We start from the raw sequence: 17,042 nt of genomic DNA, 5'->3' as shown, positions 1-17,042 counted from the left end.
TTGTTGTCTGTTTTCTGTCAGGAATATCAGTGGCCCATCAGCTGGTCAACCGCCTCTGGCTTGTCGTGCACGGCAAAGCGGTCAACGATGGTTGCGCTGGCTTCGTTGAGACCGATCACCTCGACCTCGGTGCCTTCACGACGGAACTTGATCACCACCTTGTCCAGTGCCGATACTGCCGTGATATCCCAGAAGTGGGCATGACTCACGTCAATCACCACCCTGTCGATATCCTCCTTGAAATCGAACGCGGCGGTAAATTTCTCCGACGAGCTGAAGAACACCTGACCGACGATGCGGTAACGGCGCTCTAGCTGGTTTTGGCTCAGTTCACTGTCAATATAGAGGTACTGGCCGATCTTGTTGGCAAAGAACAGGGCGGCCAGCAGCACACCGGCGAACACACCCAGTGCCAGGTTGTGGGTCGCGACGACGATGGCCACGGTGACCAGCATCACCAGGTTGGTGGACATCGGGTGCTTCTTCAGATTGACGATAGACTCCCAGCTGAAGGTACCGATAGAGACCATGATCATCACGGCCACCAGTGCGGCCATCGGAATCTGCGAAACCCACTCATCCAGGAACACCACCAGAATCAGCAGCACCACACCGGCGATCAGGGTGGAGATGCGGGTGCGGCCACCGGACTTCACGTTGATCACGGACTGACCGATCATGGCGCAGCCGGCCATGCCACCGAACAGGCCGGCGACAATGTTGGCAGTACCCTGGCCCTTGCACTCGCGGTTCTTGTCGCTGGATGTGTCGGTCAGATCGTCGACGATGGTGGCGGTCATCAGGGACTCCAGCAGACCCACCACAGCTAGCGGCAGTGAGTAGGGCAGGATGATCCACAGGGTTTCCAGGTTCAGCGGCACGTCAGGCCAGAGGAACAGCGGCAGCGCGTCCGGCAGCTCGCCCATGTCGCCCACGGTGCGGATATCCAGTCCCAGCGCGATGGAAAGGGCGGTGAGCACCAGGATGCAGACCAGCGGCGAGGGGATCAGCGCGCCCAGTCGGGGCACATAGGGGAAGAGGTAGATGATGCCAAGGCCTGCCGCGGTCATGGCATAGACGTGCCAGGTGACATTGGTCAGTTCCGGCAGCTGCGCCATGAAGATCAGGATCGCCAGGGCGTTGACGAAGCCGGTGACCACCGAGCGCGACACGAAGCGCATCAGCGACCCGAGCCTGAGGTAGCCGGCAATGATCTGGAACACACCGGTCAGCAGGGTGGCGGCGAGCAGGTATTGCAGGCCGTGCTCCTTGACCAGGGTTACCATCAGCAGCGCCATGGCGCCGGTGGCGGCGGAGATCATCCCCGGGCGACCACCGAAGAAGGCGGTGACGACGGCAATACAGAAAGAGGCGTAGAGACCGACCTTGGGGTCGACGCCGGCGATGATCGAAAACGCGATCGCTTCCGGAATCAGTGCCAGTGCCACCACAAGCCCGGCGAGCACATCGCCGCGTAAGTTCTGAAGAGACCAGCCCGACTTTAGCGTTGCAATCATGAGAGTCCCGATACGTAGTTCAGACGAATTAATTTAACAGTTGGATTATTACCGGCAGATGCAGCGTCTGCCGCTGGGCAGCAACCCGAGAAATGCCGGCTAACATACTCGTTGTCGAGCACAGGCGGACCAAGTCAGTTTGCTGCAAATGGGGTGGGGTAAAACAGCCAGCAATGTTAACACAGCGAGCCTTAGGGATCACGGCAGGGGTCGGGGTAAATAAATATATTAGTTTTCTCTACATTAGTTTAATTTAAAATTCTGGGTGATAATGGCTATTATCCAACTTAGCGAAAAGCAGATTTTTAGCATAAAGCAGATTTGGTCTTTGCCATTCGGACGCGAACAGGAGCTATACAATGATAAAAATCCAGGCAGGTGCAGGCCTGGCTGCTCTGGTACTGACGCTCGGGGTCGCCCGGGCCGAGGGAGATCCGGCAGCCGGACAGCAATTGGTTATGCAGGGCGATGGCAAGGGCGGTGCGCCCTGCCTTGCCTGTCACGGTGTCGATGGCGCAGGCAACGATGCAGCGGGATTCCCGCGCCTAGCCGGGCTTGATGCCGGTTACCTGGCGCGCCAACTGCGCGATTACCGGGATGGGCGGCGCAGCGATCCGGTGATGGCGCCCAACGCCGCCAACCTCAGTGATCAGCAGATCGACGATGTGGCCGCCTACTACCAGGGGCAGTCGGCGCAGCCGACCCCTGCCGCTGCCGATGAAAACCTGCTGGCACTGGGAGAAAAACTGGTCAAACAGGGTGACTGGGATAACTACATCGCCCCCTGCGAGACCTGTCACGGTCCCGACAGTCAGGGCGTCGGCAGTACCTTTCCGGCGCTGGCCGGGCAGCACGCCGGTTACCTGCGCAAGCAGCTGGAAGCCTGGCAGAGTGGCGCCCGCAGCAACGATGAAAACCAGCTGATGCTGGCGATTGCCGCGCGTCTCAACCCGAAACAGATCCAGGCGGTGGCCGCCTACCTGTCTCACCAGTCGATGAAGGAGGGCGCACAATGAAGACGCTGATCTCCATGGCGCTTCTGGGCGCAGTCTCCCTGCCTGTACTGGCAGAAGGGCCTTCGGTGCCGGTGAACCTGCCGGAGTACAAGGAGGGCCAGTATGTACATCAGGCCCCGACGGTTGACGATCTGATCAATGACGAGTCGATCAAGCCCCAGTTGAAGGAGGTTATCCTCAAGGGGCGCGACCTGTTCATGAATACCCAGCAGAAGCGCGGTGAGTACGTATTCAACGATATGAACTGCAAAAGCTGCCATATGGGCGAAGGCCGCATGAACTGGTCGGCGCCGGTCTGGCCGGCGGCCACAACCCTGCCGGATTTCCGCGGCAAGAACCAGCATGTGAACTCGCTGGAAGAGCGCATCGCAGGCTGCTTCTCCTTCTCCATGAACGGCAAGCCACCGGCCTACGGCAGTGACGATATGCTGGCGCTGGCGGCCTACCACCAGTGGCTGGCCAAGGGTGCCAGGGTCTACGAGAAGAACATTGGGGGGCGTGGCTTCAGCCATCTGGGCCGCGAACCGGAACAGCCCGCCGATTACGAGCGCGGCGCCCAGGTGTATGCCGATAACTGCGCCGTCTGTCACGGTGCTGACGGCCAGGGCCAGAAAGTGGATGGCAAGGTGGTGTTCCCGCCGCTCTGGGGTGATGGTTCCTACAACTGGGGCGCCGGCATGACCCGTATCTTCACCGCTGCCTCGTTCATCAAGAACAACATGCCGCTGGGCAAACCCGGTTCACTGAGCGATCAGCAGGCCTGGGATGTGGCGATGTTCGTCAACAGCCATGAGCGTCCCCAGGACCCGCGTTACACAGGCGATGCCAGGGAAACCCGCGAGAAGTACAACAACTTCCACAAGTGGACCCGCTACGGCACCGAGTTCAACGGCCAGATCCTTGGTCAGCATGACAACACCGGCGAGAAGCCGTTCCTGAAACCGGATGTGCTGCGCCCGCGCACCTTCGAGTAACCGCTGTATCACAGCCGCTCCGCCCGGGGCGGCTGTTTCTGTTTCGCTTCCCCGGAGCGGTTATCCTCTGCATCCCCTGCCGCTATAATAGCCCTCGTAGTTGAACGCTTCGCCCGGGCTTTGCGTACACCCGAAGACTACCCCTGAAACCCAAGCAAGAGAGTTTTGATGAGTGCCAGTTTAACCTACACGCTGATCGCTATCGGCCTGGTCGCCATAGTAGTGTTGAGTGTCGTTATCCGCCGCCAGCTTAAAACCGCCCGCGAGCAGCGTGAACAGCAGGCACTGCAGGCGCGTGAGCTGGAACAGCGCGCCGAGGAGCAGCGCCGCTACCTGATCGACAGTATCCGGATTATCGCCTCGGCGGTGCTGCACGACGAAAAGATGACCATGACCGAGGGCTGTATCCGCGTCAAAGTGATGCTCGACAATCTGGCGCCGCATCTGCATCAGCATGAGCTTTTTTCGGTGATTGAGCGGGTTTACCAGGCCACCGAGCACATCCCCTTCCTTGAAGACTGGAAAGCGCTTAGCCGCGACGAGAAACGCAGCTATCAGAAAGAGATGGCGCAGCTCGAGAAGGAGCACGGTGAGCAGGTGCGCCAGGCAATGACCGAGTTGCAGAGCTACCCGCTTGAGCAGATGCAGTAATGTGGGAGTTCGTGCTGGTCTTCGGGCTGACGCTGATCTTCCTGCTGGTTCTGGTCTTTTTTCTCAGTTTCGGCCGTGCCCCCACCTACCGACCCAGCCGTGAAGAGGTCCGGGAGATTCTCGCCGGGGTGCTGAAACGCACCACCTCGGTGGAGGCCTGGGACATGTTTCTCGGCCTGCCGATCGTACACGATGCGGAGCTGGAACAGGTGCGCCGCCGCTGTATCGCTATTCATGAGGGGCTGGACGGAGAGGCGCCTGCCGGTCGCGGCATGGATGGCTACCTCTATGACCGCGACGGCCGGGAGCGGATACAGCAGGTGCTGGACGAACTTGACCGGATTATCCGCGAAGCACCGATCACCCGCGAGTTTTAGCCTTATCCTGGCGGTTGCCGCCTATTCCAGGTGCTCCTGCTCCGCGATCCTCTTCAGGCGTGAGCCGGCCTGCCACAGCGCCCGCATACTTCCATCCTGCGCTGCCTGCTGCAGCTCCGAGGTGCAGCTCTCCAGGACCGGCAGGTCGTAGAGGCCGGCGACGCCGATCAGCTGGTGGGCAAGCGCACGAACCTGTTCACGGTCCTGCTGCCCCAGCGCCTGGATGATCGCATCTGTCAGCCGGCGCACCTCCTGATGCAGAGACTCGGGGGAGGTCAGGTTAGTCAGTGAACCGGTCAGTTCCGGTGTGGCTTGCGGTACCTCCAGCTGCTGGCCGACTTTCTGTTCGCAGAGCCGGACCAGAGCGCGCAGCAGTTCCGGCACGTTGATTGGCTTGAGCAGCAGGTCATTGATACCCGCCTGCTCCAGCGCCTGGTGCTCATGGGGCACCACATTGGCGGTCAGCGCGATGATCGGCAGGCGGGTGTCGTTCTGCCTGATCCGGCGGGTCGCCTCGATACCGTCCATGCCCGGCATATGCACGTCCATGAGGACAAGGTCCGGATCGGCCCCGTCGAGATGATCGAGCGCCTCCTGACCGGAACTGACTTCCGTGACCCGGGCACCGAGTCCTTCGAGCAGGCGCCGGATCAGCAGCCGGTTGAACTCGTTATCCTCCGCCAGCAGTATCTCCAGAGGGTAGGGCAGCCGGGTTTCCAGCTCCAGGCTGCGGGGGCCGGCATTGTCATTGAACGGCAGACCCAGAGCCCCGAGCAGCTCACGCCAGCGCGGCGGTTTGGACAGTACCTTCAAGTCATCGGCATGCAGGTGCATGGGGCCGCGGCCCGGTACCAGCAGGATTAACTTGGCAGAGGTGTAGGCGCGGATACGATCGCAGAGCAGCTGTACCTTGCGCTGGCTGGCTTCCAGCGGACTGACCCCCACCACCAGGGTACAGGGGCTCGCTGCCTCGGACAGGCCACGGAGTTCCTCCAGATGGCGGATCGCCCGTACCTGTCCCGGCAGGATCTGCAGCTGGCTCATCAGCATCTGACGGCTGCCGGCATGGGGCTCGAACAGCACCAGGTTAACGTCGATCTCCTGGTCCAGGCATTTGATCTCCGGCCGTTCGGGCGAGTAGTGCAGGGGCAGATCGAGCCAGACCTCGGTGCCTTCGCCCTCCACGCTGTCGAGGCGGATGGTGCCGCCCATCAACTCTGTCATGCGCTGGGCGATCACCAGTCCCAGCCCGGAACCGCCGAAGCGTCGGCTGATGGAGCTGTCACCCTGGGTGAATGCGCTGAACAGGTGATCGATGCGGGAGGCGGCGATGCCGATGCCGGTATCGCGGACGCAGATCCTGAGCCTGGGATCGCTGCCCGGCAGCCGCTGTGCCTCCACATCCAGCCTGACTTCGCCCTGCTCGGTGAACTTGATGGCGTTGCCCAGCAGGTTGTTGAGGATCTGGCTGAGCCGTGTCGGGTCGCCGAGGGCCTTGAGCGGCAGATCGGTGGGAATATGGGCGGTCAGTTCCAGCCCCTTGCGCGCCGCTGCCGGTGACTGGGCCTCAAGTACGTCAAACAGCCGCTGCTGCAGATCAAAGCTGAGGGTCTCGATCTCTATGGCATTGGATTCCAGGCGGGAGAAATCGAGGATATCGTCAATGATCGTCAGCAGCAGTTCGGAGGTACGGCTGATGATCTGCAGATACTGCTGCTGCTCGCGTTCCAGCGGGGTGTGTTCGAGCAGCTCGGTAAAGCCGATCACCGAGGTCAGCGGTGTGCGCAGCTCGTGACTCATGCGGGCGAGGAAATCGTCCTTGGCACGGTTGGCGTCGTCGGCACGCTGACGTGCCTCCAGGAGGTCACGGTTGCGCCGCTCCAGGTGGCGCAGCGTCTGGGTCAGTCGCCGGGTAGCGCTTTCGACCCGGAATTCAAACTGCAGATTGGACTCCTGTACCCGGGTGGCCAGGCGGTTGATACCGGTGGCCAGGGTGCGCAGTTCGCCGGTGTAACTGGTATCTGCGCGGGCATCCAGCTCGCCTTTCTGCAGTCGCTCGATCAGCCGGGTCAGCCCGATCACCGGGTAGGTGATGCGCCGGCCGAAGCGGTTGGCCAGCATCAGTGCAATGATCAGGCAGATGATGGTCAGGCCGGCCCCGCGCAGCAGAATCTCCCGCTCCTGCTTGAGGGTGGGCTTGGCGGAAAGCAGGACCACGACCCAGCCCAGGTTTTCGCTCTCGCTGCTTCCCGGCAGCAGCTCCGGGTTATCCTGCAGCGGCAGGGCGCTGGCCGTGATCGGGGCGGTAAAGTGCCAGATACCTTCGTGTAAACGGGGTTCGGGTTGGTCACGCTGAATCTGCACTTCGAAGGTGCTGCTGCGGAACAGCAGACGGAAGTCCGCATCGTAGAACACGATGTCGACCACCTCGGCGGTCCTGACCGGCGCACTGCTGAGGCTGCGCAGCAGCTCACGGTTGCCACTGAGGACACCGAATTCCGAGGCGGAGGCGATCAGGCTGGCCATCGACTGGCCCCGTTCCAGCAGGTTGGCGCGGGTCTCGGCCAGGCGGGTCATCGTGAAGTAGCCACCGAGAACCAGTGCCAGCAGAGTCATCGGCAGCAGCGTCAGTGCCATGACGCGGTAGCGGATGCTCAGCGAACGGCGTTTCATCGCGCGTTCCTTTCCAGCCGCTTGAGTTCATCCACCAGGCTGCTGGATGTCGGCAGCGTCATATCCAGGTTGCCTGCGGCGGTGTGGTTGATACTGATGCTGAACGCCTGTGGGTAACTCGGTGGCGGCAGCTGCCCGGCGTCGCTGACGCGGTTGTTGATGATGTCGACCGCCTGTTGGGCGATCTGTCCCAAATCCGAATACAGAGCGACTACGGCACCGGCGTTGGCGTAGTTGGCGGAGAAGCCGATCAACGGGATGCGGTTTTTCAGCGTGAGATAGAGTATCCATTTCGCCGAGGCGCGGTTGAATACAGAGCTGTCCGGCAGCGGCAGGAAGGCATCGCTCTGTTCGATGACCGGCGTAAGCGCACGCACCGGGTTTTCGCTGCCCTGCAGTCGGCCGATCAGCGGCGTCAGTCCCAGGCTCTCGGCGGCCTGCTCGAACCGTTCCGCCTGGCTGTCACTGCCGGGGCCGAGTACGGTGCCGATGGTTTTCAGCTCTGGCTTCAGCATTTGTGCCAATAACATCTGCCGTTGCAGGGGTTGATCCAGGTAGATGGCGCTGATGCGGCGATCCGCCAGGAGCTGCTGGCCCCTGGCGCCGGATGTCAGCTCGACAAAGGTCTGCGAGGGCAGAAACAGGCACAGGGTACGTTGCTCTTCATCGGTATAACGGATCATCGCTTCGCAGGCCTTTGAGCCCACCGCCAGCGTAAACGGGCGTGATGCCGGTGTCTGATCCGTCAACACGGCGGATTCGAGTGTGCCACCGTACTGCTGGCTCAGCGCTTCCAGCATCCAGCCATAACTGCCCCCTGCCGCACTGAGCAGCACATAAGGGGGCGCCGCCACTGCTGTCGTTGGCAGTAGCAGTAATAACCACAGTAAGAGCCTGTGTAGCCTGGGTTTCACACTCGCCATCCTTGCAGGTGCGCCAATCATCGGTATGCCAGCTTAAGTTGAAAAAATGCGCCACGGTCGTACGCGTTATCCTGGGAAAACTCCGGCCATGTGGGGGCGCCGAGCCCCTCTATCAATAGAGCAGTTTCCAGCTTGTAGTCAACCAGCGGCCAGGTGTAGGCGATACGCAGGTTGGTCAGCGACTGGCTGTCGGTGTAGGTACGCTCATTTTGCAGCCACTGGATATCGCTGAGGTAATAATGCATCAGACTGATATCCAGGTTCTCGCTGGCGGACCAGTTCAGCAGCAGTGAGGCTGTATGCCTGGGGGCAAGCGGGTTCGTGCCCCGGAGCAGGCCTTTTTCACTGCTGATATCCACATGGCTGTAACTGGCCAGGGTGTAAAGCGCCGGGCTCAGTTGCAGGCGGAACTGCCCCTCTATACCGCTGGCTGTCCATTGCGCGCCGTTGGCACGGCTGCTGGCGACGCTGTTCAATACCGGGCCATCGGCCTGTTCTGCCGCTGACAGCCTGTAGCTTGCACCGTGGATGGCGTTGCTGACCTTTTCCCGGAACAGTCGCAGATCGACAAAATCCGTCTTTTTCCAGTGACGGTGATAGCCCAGCTCCCAGGTCTGGTTCAGCTCCGGCGCCAGCGGTTGGTACTGCCTGTAATCCACCAGGTAGCCATCCAGGGAAGGCAGGTAAAAAGTGGAGTTCTGGTAGCTTTCCAGCAGGGAGGGCAGGCGCTCACTGCGGGACCAGCCAAGACGGATCACCGAGCGCCGATCCGGTTTGTAGTTGACCGACTGGCGCAGTGACAGGGCATCTTCGATGTCGGACGACTCGAACAGGACACCGCTATTGAGGGTCCAGTGCCGTGCGGGGTGCCATTCCAGGGCGGATTGCAGCCGCCAGCGCTCTTCGCTTTCCGGACCCTCCACCAACAGCACATCACTTTTCTCCGTCAGTTCACGCCACCCGAGGCTGCCGCTCAGCGTCAGGTCCTGCCAGGTTTCGGTGATCCTCAGGCTCAGGTCACTGACCCGGTTGCGTCCATGCTCAGCCACCGGGCGCAGTCCGCTATTGGCGGCGCGAAAATCGGCCAGGTCATCGGCAGACACCAGGTCGCCAAAAAAGCGCAGCACGACATCGTCGCGGGCGCTGTCTGTTTCCAGATTGACGGCCTGCTGCCAGGCGGAAAGGTTTAGCGTGCCGGTCGGTGAGTAGATATGCTCGAAGTCCGCCGCCCAGTGGAAGGCGCGGTGATCGCGGTCGCCATGGTAACGACCGGTTTCCGGCCCGTAATCGGTGCTGCTGGCAACGCTCCCCCGGCCAAGGCCCGCCCGGAGGTTGAGGGTGTCGCTGAGATTGAGGGGAAGCAGCAGCTGGGTATTGATAAAGCTGTCATGATAACCGTCGCCGAAGCGCTTGCTGCCCCGATCTTCCCGGTAACCGCTGGAGAGGCGGTAGTGCCCGTCGCCGGCCAGCCCGCTGGCGCGCACAGTCTGCAACCGTTCACCGCGTGAACCCACGCGGGTGGTACTGCTGAAACCACTTTCATTGAGTGCCGAGCGGGTAATGATATTGACCGAACCGCTGAACGCATTTGAACCCTGGGTGGCGGCGTTGGAGCCGCGCACCACCTCGATACGCTCCACGTCGTCCGGCGTGATACCCAGTGATATCCATTCCACGGTCGACAGTAGCGGCAGATACACGGAGCAGCCGTCGACCTGAAACTCCAGCCGGTTCGGCAGATCGTCGGCGACACCATGGTAGGAGACTCCCCATTTATGGGCATCCACCCGGTAGCTTTGAAAACCGGGCACCAGGCGCAGCAGTTCGGGGATGGTGCGGGCGCCGGAGGCATCGATCAGGTCCCGGGTGATAATGGTTACAGACGCGGCAGCGTCGTTAAGCCATTGGCTGCTGCCGGAGACGGCGGTAACCCGGGGGATATCCACAAGGTAACCGGTTTCATCCGCGTGCAGTACGGGGGAGACCAGGGTGGTGACCAGCGGAAGGAGTAAGCGGTGTTTCATCGAGCGGGTATCGTCCTTGATGCCGTTGGCCGGTCAGTCGTATCTCATACTGAGTTGCAGGAAGGTGCGGCGGTTGAACTGGTTGTCCTCGTAAAAATCCTGGTGATTGGACTGAAACGCATTCTGCAGCACTAGCGCAGCTGCAATACTGGTGGTGTTATCGATCTGCCACTGTTTTGCTAATCGCAAGTCAGTGCGTTCGTAGCCGGGCAATTCCTCTGAATCGATCCACTCAAGGCCGCTCATGTAATAGTGGGTAAGGCCCAGGTCCAGTGTCGGTGTTGCTGACCAGTTTACCAGCAATGAGGCTGTATGTTCCGGTGAGATATTCTTGGAACTGAAAAAGGTCTTATCAGTGCCTGCATCACCCTCCGGCCAATTCTCATGGTTGGTGTTGAGATAGGCGTAGGAGAACAGGGCCCAAAGATCTCGCGTCAGATCCAGGCGCAGCTGCATCTCTGCCCCTTCATTTGTCCAGCCGGCCACATTGCGTGATGTTATGAAACGCTGTCGTGAATCGGGATCCGTAGGGTCGTAAACCCAGTAAGACGAAATTCCATCGCTAACCTCTTCACGGAAGATCCTTATATCCAGGTAACCCGGTTGGTTGGGCAGTGCCTGATAGTAGCCGAGCTCCCAGCTGGAGATCTGCTCTGTATCCAGGTCCGGATTAGCCTCGCGGACCCGGTCGTAGAGTATCGGCGTATCGCTGAGTCCTGGGTAGGCGGGAATGTAGAGCGAAGACTCCCCATAACGCTCCAGCAGCGAGGGCAGGCGTTCGCTCCTGGAATAGCCGAGGCGCAGGCTGCTGCCCCTGCCAGGTTTGAAAATCAGAGCGTTGCGGTAAGAAAAGGCCTCGGAGGATTCGCTGCTGTATTCATACATCATGCCCGAGCTCAGGCTCCAGCGTGGTGCCAAGGTCCATTCGCCGCTACCGAACAGACGGGAAAGCTCGTCCTCGACCTCGCCGCTCTGCAGCAGCACCTTGCTGCGGGCCGACATGTACCGGTAGCCAAGACCGGCGGCAAAAGAGAAGTTACCCAGGGTGTCATTGATCTGCAGTTCTATATCGCTGGAGCGGGTGACACCGTGCTCTTCGATCAGGTGGTAGTTATTCTGGTCGACAAATGCCTTGGCGACTCCATCTCGCTCGGCGACCAGGGAGTAACCGCAGAGCAATTGGTCGAAAGCAGCCAGGTCTGCAGCGCCGCAGTCGGTTGGGGAGCCTGCCTCAAGTTCGGTTAACGCTTCGGCCAGAGAGGCTTTGGGTGTTTCAAGCGACAGGCGGTTGGTATACGCCTGCAGCTGCAGCATGCCGGTATCGGAGTAGAGGTGGTTGAACTGGCCGCTGATAAAGGTGCTTTCGTGATCGCGCTCGGTGAAATGCGCATCGGGTTTGTCCAGAGGGCCCATCCTGCTCTGGCCCCGGTCGATACCCGCCTGCAGCCAGAAACTGTTGATCAGGTCGGGTGTCCAGGTGGCACTGAGGTTCAGATAATCTCGCGACTGCTTGTCCTGCCAGTTTCCGTCACTGCCATCGGGGGCGAACCAGGGGCCGGTGTAGAACTCGCTGTAATGATCGTTACCGTCACTCTGCTCATGATTGGCACTGATCCGGTAACTGACCAGACCGTTGCTGTCGGCGTAGCTGAGATGGCCGTTGCGGGTGTCATCGCTACCGAACAGGGTCGTCAGGTCCAGGCCACTGCTGGCCGTGGGCTCATGGGTGATGATATTGATCGAGCCGAGAAACGCATTGGAGCCCTGGGTCGGTACGTTGGAGCCACGCACCACTTCGATCCGTGCGATATCGTGAATCGAAATGCCCAGTGTCTCCCAGCGCACGGTGGATAGCAGCGGCAGGTAGACCGAGCGGCCGTCGACCATCACTTCAAGCCGATTGGGGTATTCACCGGAGGCGCCGTGGTAGGAGGTCGCAGCGGTATCAGGGTTCAGCGTATAGCTCTGGAAACCCGGCACCAGACGCATCAGGTCGGGGATCGTTTGCAGCCCCGAGGCGGCGATGACTTCGCGGTCGATAACCGTGATCGATGCCGGTGCCTCGGAGAGTTTCTGCGGCATGCGTGTGGCCGACGTGACCTCGGGGATGTTGACGAAGAAAGCGGCTTCGCTCAACAGCTCTTCAGCCTCGACCGTACCTGTCGCGAGAACAAGTAGAAGGGGCAGGCTGCGAGGTAACATGGAGTGATGCGTTTTCATCGATACGGTCTGGTGGCTATAGCGTTTACTTGATTTTGAGACCGACATAGAGCACTACAGCGGCCATGAGCAGGGCTTCAAGAATAAAGCCGTTATTTTCCAGAATCCATTCGATCACCGAAATTCCGTTGCAAAAAAGTGACTTATAAACTGCCTGACACCCCGGTTGGGGATCGGCCTGGATTCAGAATGCACAAAGTGTGGTCATTATGCCAGCGTTGTTGACTGTCTATAAAATAGACATAAGCATGGGCGCCTAGAGGATCTAGTGTGGAGGAGATAATGGATAAGCAGATGCGCGTGACACTGGTCCAGTCGGCGCTTGAATGGGAGGCGCCTGACGTCAACCGGAGGCATTTCTCGTCGCGGTTCGATGCGCTGGCGGGAAACACCGATCTTATTATCCTGCCCGAGATGTTCACCAGCGGTTTCTCCATGGCGCCGGAGCGTGTGGCGGAGACGCCCGAAGGGCCGACACTGGCGTGGATGCGTGCCGAGGCGAAGCGCACCGGTGCCGCTATCTGTGGCAGCCTGGCGGTGTCCACGGAAAGCGGCTTTGTAAACCGCTTTCTCTGGGTGGAACCGGATGGCCAACAGCAGTTCTATGACAAGCGCCACCTGTTCCGTATGGGTGAGGAGCCGGAGCATTATGTGGCGGGGAATCAGCGCCCGATCATCGAGTATCGTGGCTGGCGCGTGCTGCCAATTGTTTGTTACGACCTGCGTTTTCCGGTCTGGTGCCGTAACCGAAACGACTATGACCTGATGATCTGCGTGGCTAACTGGCCAGCCCCGCGACGCCATGTCTGGCGCACCCTGTTGATGGCCCGGGCCATGGAAAACCAGTGTTACGTGGCCGGTGTGAATCGCATCGGCCGCGATGGTCTGGGTCTGGATTATGCCGGTGACAGTCTGCTGCTGGACTTCAAGGGCGAGTCACTGAACCAGCGGGACGACGGGGACGCCTGGCTGGAAACCCGCTTACTGGATGCCGGGGCACTGTGCAGCTTTCGCGAGCGCTTCCCGGCCTGGAAAGATGCGGATGAGTTTCAGCTGGCGGATTCGTCCTCGCGGCGCACATAAAACAGTTCATCCGTGGCCTGCTCCCGAAACAGCAGCCCGCAGCTTTTGCCGCGCAGATCGATATAGAGGTAAGGCTCGGAGCTGAAACAGTGCTGTGGATAAGCCTGGCGCAGTGCAGCGATCGCGTCGTAAAGCAGCGGCCAGTCAGGCGCGTGCTGAAAAGGGAGCAGGCGCTCGAGAAGAAACGCAGGCAGTGCGGGGAAAGATTCGATCTGCATGGCGGGTTATCCGTTGCCAGGTGTGGGGTTCATTGCGCGAAGACTAGCAGCTTAGCCCGGGCGGCCCAAGAGGGGGAGCTGTGATCGCAGCCTTGTTCCGGGTCCTGATCACTTTTGGTTTCGGCTTTAGGCGCGTTTTGCTCTGCTGTTTGTTATTTAAGTTTATGTTTTTATAGGTTTTTTGTTGGATTTTTTGCGCTGTGGCGCTGGTGGGGCGGTGCAAAGAATGTTACAAAGATAATCCCTGTTGCCACGGGCATGGCGGCGGGGAGGGCAGGAGGCCCGTTACGCGAGATCTAATAATGGCGTTGCTCTACGTGTGACGCCTGTAGGCTGGAATAAAAATTATCGTGAAACTCTCCGCACGCTCGGCATTGAAGGTCACCCTGGCCTACGTGCTGGTCGGGGTGTTATGGATACTGTTGTCTGATCTGCTCGTGACGACAATGGTCTCATCCCCCGAGCAGCAGGCTGTCTGGCAGCTGATCAAAGGCTGGCTCTATGTAGGCACAACCGCTGTGCTGCTGTATCTGATGACAGCGTCGGTGGTCCGGCAGGCCCGCGCCAGCTCGCGCCTGAATATCCTGTCGCAGCTTCCCGGCCGGCTGGCATTTGAAGAGGATGCCGAAGACTTTCTTGCACAGGCCGATCATCGTTCCAGGACGGTCAGCCTGTTGCTGATCGATGTGGACGATTTTCAATCGGTTAACGATATTTCCGGTTATCACGGCGGAGACCGCTTGATCGGATCCTTTGCCCGCCTGCTGGAAACACAGGCCCCGGAAGGGGCCGGCCTTTACCACTTTGGCGGTGACAAGTTTGTCATTCTCTCGCATGCCTCGTCCGCTGCAGAGAGTGCGCGCCTGGCCAGGCAGATCGGCAGCCGGGTGTCGGCTGAACTGAGTGTGGCCGGTGATGCCCATTATTCGCTGTCCGCCAGCATCGGTATCGCCTCTTTCCCGGACGATACCCGTGAGCAGAGCGAGTTGCTGAGGTTTGCCGATGCCGCGCTGCAACGGGCGAAACGGGAAAAAGGCGGCGTGTGTCATTTTCACCTGGATCTCTATGAGCGTCAGCGCTGGTTAAAGGCCATATCCCAGGAGCTCGGTGTTGCGGTTAACAGCCGGGCCGAGCAGTTCAAGGTGCTGTTTCAGCCGCAGTACGAACTGCGCAGCCACAGCATATCCGGCGTCGAGGCGCTGGTACGCTGGCACCACCCCGAGCGGGGCGTGGTGTCACCGGATGACTTTATCCCGGTGGCAGAAAATAACGGTGCGATTTTTCCGCTGACCGAGCTGGTTGTGTGTCAGTCGATCGAACAGCTGAGCGCACAGGGGTTGTTGGGTAAAGGTGGCGTGGGGCGGTTGTCAGTCAATATCTCCGAGCGACTGGTCGGCAGTGAGCTCAGCTGTGTGCGCATGGAAGAGATGCTCGAGCCCTACGCGGAGTTTATGCCCTACCTGACCTTCGAGATCACCGAGACGGCGGCGATGGAAAATGTGGATGCCTGTCTGGAAATGATGCAACGACTGTGTGCAAAGGGCGCGCGGTTTTCCATAGATGATTTCGGTACCGGCTTCTCATCCCTGCTCAAGCTCAAGCAGCTGCCGATTCATGAGCTCAAGATCGATCGCAGCTTTGTCGATGAGCTGCCCGACAATAAAGATGACCTGGCGATCGTGCGCACCACGATCCTGATGGCCCGGGAGCTCGGTGTGGATGTCGTGGCAGAGGGGATAGAAAACGTCGAGCAGGAACAGGCACTGCTGGCGCAGAACTGCTCGAAAGGGCAGGGCTATTACTTCGGCCGCCCGATGGATATTGCCGATCTTAAAGCGCGCTTCGAGACGGCTCGCCAGGCCTGAAGCCGTTATTCAACCGAGCCGGACAGGCTCTGCGAGGTGCCGGGGAGCCTCCTTGTGGCGGCTGTTATTGATATGGTCATCCGACGCAAAGACTTCCAGCTCGCCGGGCAGCATCGGCTGCAGCAGATCGCTCAGGTCGCTCCCCTCGATCTCCGGGTCCAGCCAGCGCTGGATACAGTCCCGCGGCAACATCACCGGCTGACGGTTGTGGATAGCCCGGAACGCGGGGGTTGCCTCGGTGGTGATAATGGCGCAGCTGTGGAAAGCCTCGGCACCCTCTCCCCAGTGATCCCAGATAGCGGCGAAGGCAAAGGCCGCGTCCTGCAACTGGATATCATAAGGCACCTTGTGGCCATCCTCGGATTTCCACTCAATAAACGAAGACGCGGGCACAATACAGCGCTGATGCCTGAACGGGGCTCTGAAGGCGCGGCTGCTGGACAGTGTCTCGGCGCGGGCGTTGAACATGGAGTAGCGGGTGCCCGGCTCCTTCACCCAGCCCGGTGTCAGCCACCAGAGCATGTTGCGCAGACGCGGGGCGCCATCCTCGCTCAGGATCACCTGGATCTCCTCGGTTGGGGCGATGTTGTACCGCGTATGCAGCCGGGCTTTGATACCAAGCGTTTCGAGCAGGTCCCGGGTGCGCGGGTCGTCAATAACGTTAAAGCGTCCACACATGACTGATTCCGCTGCCGACTTTCTACCCCACAGCATAGCGGAGCCGGGCCTGTGCGTTTACCTGCGAAGCCTGGCTTGTGCGCTTCAGCGGATGCTCTCTGCTATGCGCCGGGCGCGTTCCCTTTCCCAGGCATCGACCGGGTCCTGCTGGTTCCAGACATCAAACAGTTGCTTCTGCCGACGGCTGATCTTCAGGCCGTAGGTGTCGGACATGTAGAAATAGATCCGCGCGATATCACCCCGGACCTGCAGCGGGGGTTCCGCCACCCGCTGTTTGAAGTCCACTTCAAAATCGCAGCGCCCGTAAGCCCTGGGTTCACCGCTGACCATGCCGTAGCGGTAATTGCTGCGGTCGCCATTGAGTTCTCCCACTGCCGGTACCAGGTTCATCATGTCCGATTCCATCGCCTTGAAGCGCGGATCCTTGCGGCAGGCGCGCCGACCACCCTCCTGCCAACACTGCAACTGATGTCCGAACTCCCAGGCCGGCACCACGTGTTCCCACTCGATACGTCCTGCACGGTCTGCATTCTTGCGCGGTTCAAGGCCGCAGGTGCTGGCATCCGGGGTGAGACGGGTCTTGTTTGGCTTGTTTGGATTCTGCGCCTCGGCGTAGTCACAGCCACAGTAGAAGGTTACCTGGTGGCCCTGATAGATGGTTTTATCGAGTACCTTTTTTGCGGAATAAAAAGAGGAGGGCCTGTCGGCGGCGGCAGTCAGCGGCAAACCAACAAGCAGAAAAGCCAGGAGTGTACGGCGCACAACTTATCCTTACTGCAACAAACGGATAAAAGGCGTCCTGCCTGATTAAGCGTCGATCACT

14 protein-coding genes are annotated in these 17,042 nt (G+C 60.0%); 6 read left to right on the top strand and 8 right to left on the bottom strand.

Annotated features, from left to right (window positions below; genetic code table 11):
• Positions 1 to 26: 26 nt before the first annotated feature.
• Positions 27 to 1,517, bottom strand: coding sequence for a SulP family inorganic anion transporter (locus tag ACQUQP_RS19960; RefSeq protein ID WP_432696775.1), 1,491 nt, complete (start codon positions 1,515 to 1,517; stop codon positions 27 to 29).
• 359 nt (positions 1,518 to 1,876) lie between these two features.
• Between ACQUQP_RS19960 and ACQUQP_RS19955 the strand changes: the two genes are divergently transcribed.
• The 4 genes from ACQUQP_RS19955 to ACQUQP_RS19940 all read left to right on the top strand — a co-directional run bounded on the left by ACQUQP_RS19955 (position 1,877) and on the right by ACQUQP_RS19940 (position 4,535).
• Positions 1,877 to 2,533, top strand: coding sequence for a c-type cytochrome (locus ACQUQP_RS19955; protein ID WP_432696774.1), 657 nt, complete (start codon positions 1,877 to 1,879; stop codon positions 2,531 to 2,533).
• The gene (locus ACQUQP_RS19950; RefSeq protein WP_432696773.1) at positions 2,530 to 3,507 is read left to right on the top strand and encodes a c-type cytochrome; all 978 of its coding nucleotides are present in this window, start codon (positions 2,530 to 2,532) and stop codon (positions 3,505 to 3,507) included. Before ACQUQP_RS19955 ends, ACQUQP_RS19950 begins: the two co-directional genes overlap by 4 nt.
• Before the next feature lie 168 nt (positions 3,508 to 3,675).
• Positions 3,676 to 4,158: a DUF2489 domain-containing protein gene (locus tag ACQUQP_RS19945; protein WP_432696772.1), complete on the top strand. Its 483-nt coding sequence runs from the start codon at positions 3,676 to 3,678 to the stop codon at positions 4,156 to 4,158.
• Positions 4,158 to 4,535, top strand: coding sequence for a hypothetical protein (locus ACQUQP_RS19940; RefSeq protein ID WP_432696771.1), 378 nt, complete (start codon positions 4,158 to 4,160; stop codon positions 4,533 to 4,535). Before ACQUQP_RS19945 ends, ACQUQP_RS19940 begins: the two co-directional genes overlap by 1 nt.
• Before the next feature lie 21 nt (positions 4,536 to 4,556).
• On the opposite strand, the gene ACQUQP_RS19935 is transcribed toward ACQUQP_RS19940, so the two are convergent.
• From ACQUQP_RS19935 to ACQUQP_RS19920, 4 genes are all read right to left on the bottom strand, one after another.
• Positions 4,557 to 7,208: an ATP-binding protein gene (locus ACQUQP_RS19935; protein ID WP_432696770.1), complete on the bottom strand. Its 2,652-nt coding sequence runs from the start codon at positions 7,206 to 7,208 to the stop codon at positions 4,557 to 4,559.
• On the bottom strand, positions 7,205 to 8,062 hold the full coding sequence (locus ACQUQP_RS19930) for an ABC transporter substrate-binding protein (protein ID WP_432696769.1): 858 nt from the start codon (positions 8,060 to 8,062) through the stop codon (positions 7,205 to 7,207). Before ACQUQP_RS19930 ends, ACQUQP_RS19935 begins: the two co-directional genes overlap by 4 nt.
• Before the next feature lie 86 nt (positions 8,063 to 8,148).
• Complete coding sequence (locus tag ACQUQP_RS19925) at positions 8,149 to 10,155, bottom strand: TonB-dependent receptor plug domain-containing protein (RefSeq protein ID WP_432696768.1); 2,007 nt, start codon at positions 10,153 to 10,155, stop codon at positions 8,149 to 8,151.
• Between the two features lie 33 nt (positions 10,156 to 10,188).
• Positions 10,189 to 12,375, bottom strand: a complete 2,187-nt coding sequence (locus ACQUQP_RS19920; RefSeq protein WP_432696767.1) for a TonB-dependent receptor plug domain-containing protein — start codon at positions 12,373 to 12,375, stop codon at positions 10,189 to 10,191.
• Positions 12,376 to 12,657: 282 nt separating this feature from the next.
• Between ACQUQP_RS19920 and ACQUQP_RS19915 the strand changes: the two genes are divergently transcribed.
• Positions 12,658 to 13,458, top strand: coding sequence for an amidohydrolase (locus ACQUQP_RS19915; protein ID WP_432696766.1), 801 nt, complete (start codon positions 12,658 to 12,660; stop codon positions 13,456 to 13,458).
• On the opposite strand, the gene ACQUQP_RS19910 is transcribed toward ACQUQP_RS19915, so the two are convergent.
• Positions 13,425 to 13,676, bottom strand: a complete 252-nt coding sequence (locus ACQUQP_RS19910; RefSeq protein ID WP_432696765.1) for a hypothetical protein — start codon at positions 13,674 to 13,676, stop codon at positions 13,425 to 13,427. The two genes, ACQUQP_RS19915 and ACQUQP_RS19910, sit on opposite strands and share 34 nt — an antisense overlap.
• Positions 13,677 to 14,026: 350 nt before the next feature.
• Between ACQUQP_RS19910 and ACQUQP_RS19905 the strand changes: the two genes are divergently transcribed.
• Positions 14,027 to 15,541 carry a putative bifunctional diguanylate cyclase/phosphodiesterase gene (locus ACQUQP_RS19905; protein WP_432696764.1) on the top strand — a complete coding sequence of 505 codons (1,515 nt, stop codon included), beginning with the start codon at positions 14,027 to 14,029 and terminating at the stop codon, positions 15,539 to 15,541.
• A 9-nt stretch (positions 15,542 to 15,550) separates the two neighbouring features.
• On the opposite strand, the gene ACQUQP_RS19900 is transcribed toward ACQUQP_RS19905, so the two are convergent.
• Both ACQUQP_RS19900 and ACQUQP_RS19895 read right to left on the bottom strand, forming a co-directional pair.
• Positions 15,551 to 16,219, bottom strand: coding sequence for an SOS response-associated peptidase (locus tag ACQUQP_RS19900; protein WP_432696763.1), 669 nt, complete (start codon positions 16,217 to 16,219; stop codon positions 15,551 to 15,553).
• An 84-nt stretch (positions 16,220 to 16,303) separates the two neighbouring features.
• A complete protein-coding gene (locus ACQUQP_RS19895; RefSeq protein WP_432696762.1) occupies positions 16,304 to 16,981 on the bottom strand; it encodes an endonuclease in 678 nt (225 codons plus the stop codon).
• Between the last annotated feature and the right edge of the window lie 61 nt (positions 16,982 to 17,042).

This window comes from Marinobacterium sp. YM272, from assembly GCF_050908845.1.
Taxonomy (GTDB): Bacteria; Pseudomonadota; Gammaproteobacteria; order Pseudomonadales; family Balneatricaceae; genus Marinobacterium_D.
Note: the sequence above shows the minus strand (reverse complement) of the source record. Positions and strands in the feature narration are given on the sequence as shown.

Bases quoted from the DNA above. Each gene is read 5' to 3' on its own strand.
- ACQUQP_RS19960 (WP_432696775.1), bottom strand. From the start codon at position 1,517: ATGATTGCAACGCTAAAGTCGGGCTGGTCTCTTCAGAACTTACGCGGC.
- ACQUQP_RS19955 (WP_432696774.1), top strand. From the start codon at position 1,877: ATGATAAAAATCCAGGCAGGTGCAGGCCTGGCTGCTCTGGTACTGACG.
- ACQUQP_RS19950 (WP_432696773.1), top strand. From the start codon at position 2,530: ATGAAGACGCTGATCTCCATGGCGCTTCTGGGCGCAGTCTCCCTGCCT.
- ACQUQP_RS19945 (WP_432696772.1), top strand. From the start codon at position 3,676: ATGAGTGCCAGTTTAACCTACACGCTGATCGCTATCGGCCTGGTCGCC.
- ACQUQP_RS19940 (WP_432696771.1), top strand. From the start codon at position 4,158: ATGTGGGAGTTCGTGCTGGTCTTCGGGCTGACGCTGATCTTCCTGCTG.
- ACQUQP_RS19935 (WP_432696770.1), bottom strand. From the start codon at position 7,208: ATGAAACGCCGTTCGCTGAGCATCCGCTACCGCGTCATGGCACTGACG.
- ACQUQP_RS19925 (WP_432696768.1), bottom strand. From the start codon at position 10,155: ATGAAACACCGCTTACTCCTTCCGCTGGTCACCACCCTGGTCTCCCCC.
- ACQUQP_RS19920 (WP_432696767.1), bottom strand. From the start codon at position 12,375: ATGAAAACGCATCACTCCATGTTACCTCGCAGCCTGCCCCTTCTACTT.
- ACQUQP_RS19915 (WP_432696766.1), top strand. From the start codon at position 12,658: ATGGATAAGCAGATGCGCGTGACACTGGTCCAGTCGGCGCTTGAATGG.
- ACQUQP_RS19910 (WP_432696765.1), bottom strand. From the start codon at position 13,676: ATGCAGATCGAATCTTTCCCCGCACTGCCTGCGTTTCTTCTCGAGCGC.
- ACQUQP_RS19900 (WP_432696763.1), bottom strand. From the start codon at position 16,219: ATGTGTGGACGCTTTAACGTTATTGACGACCCGCGCACCCGGGACCTG.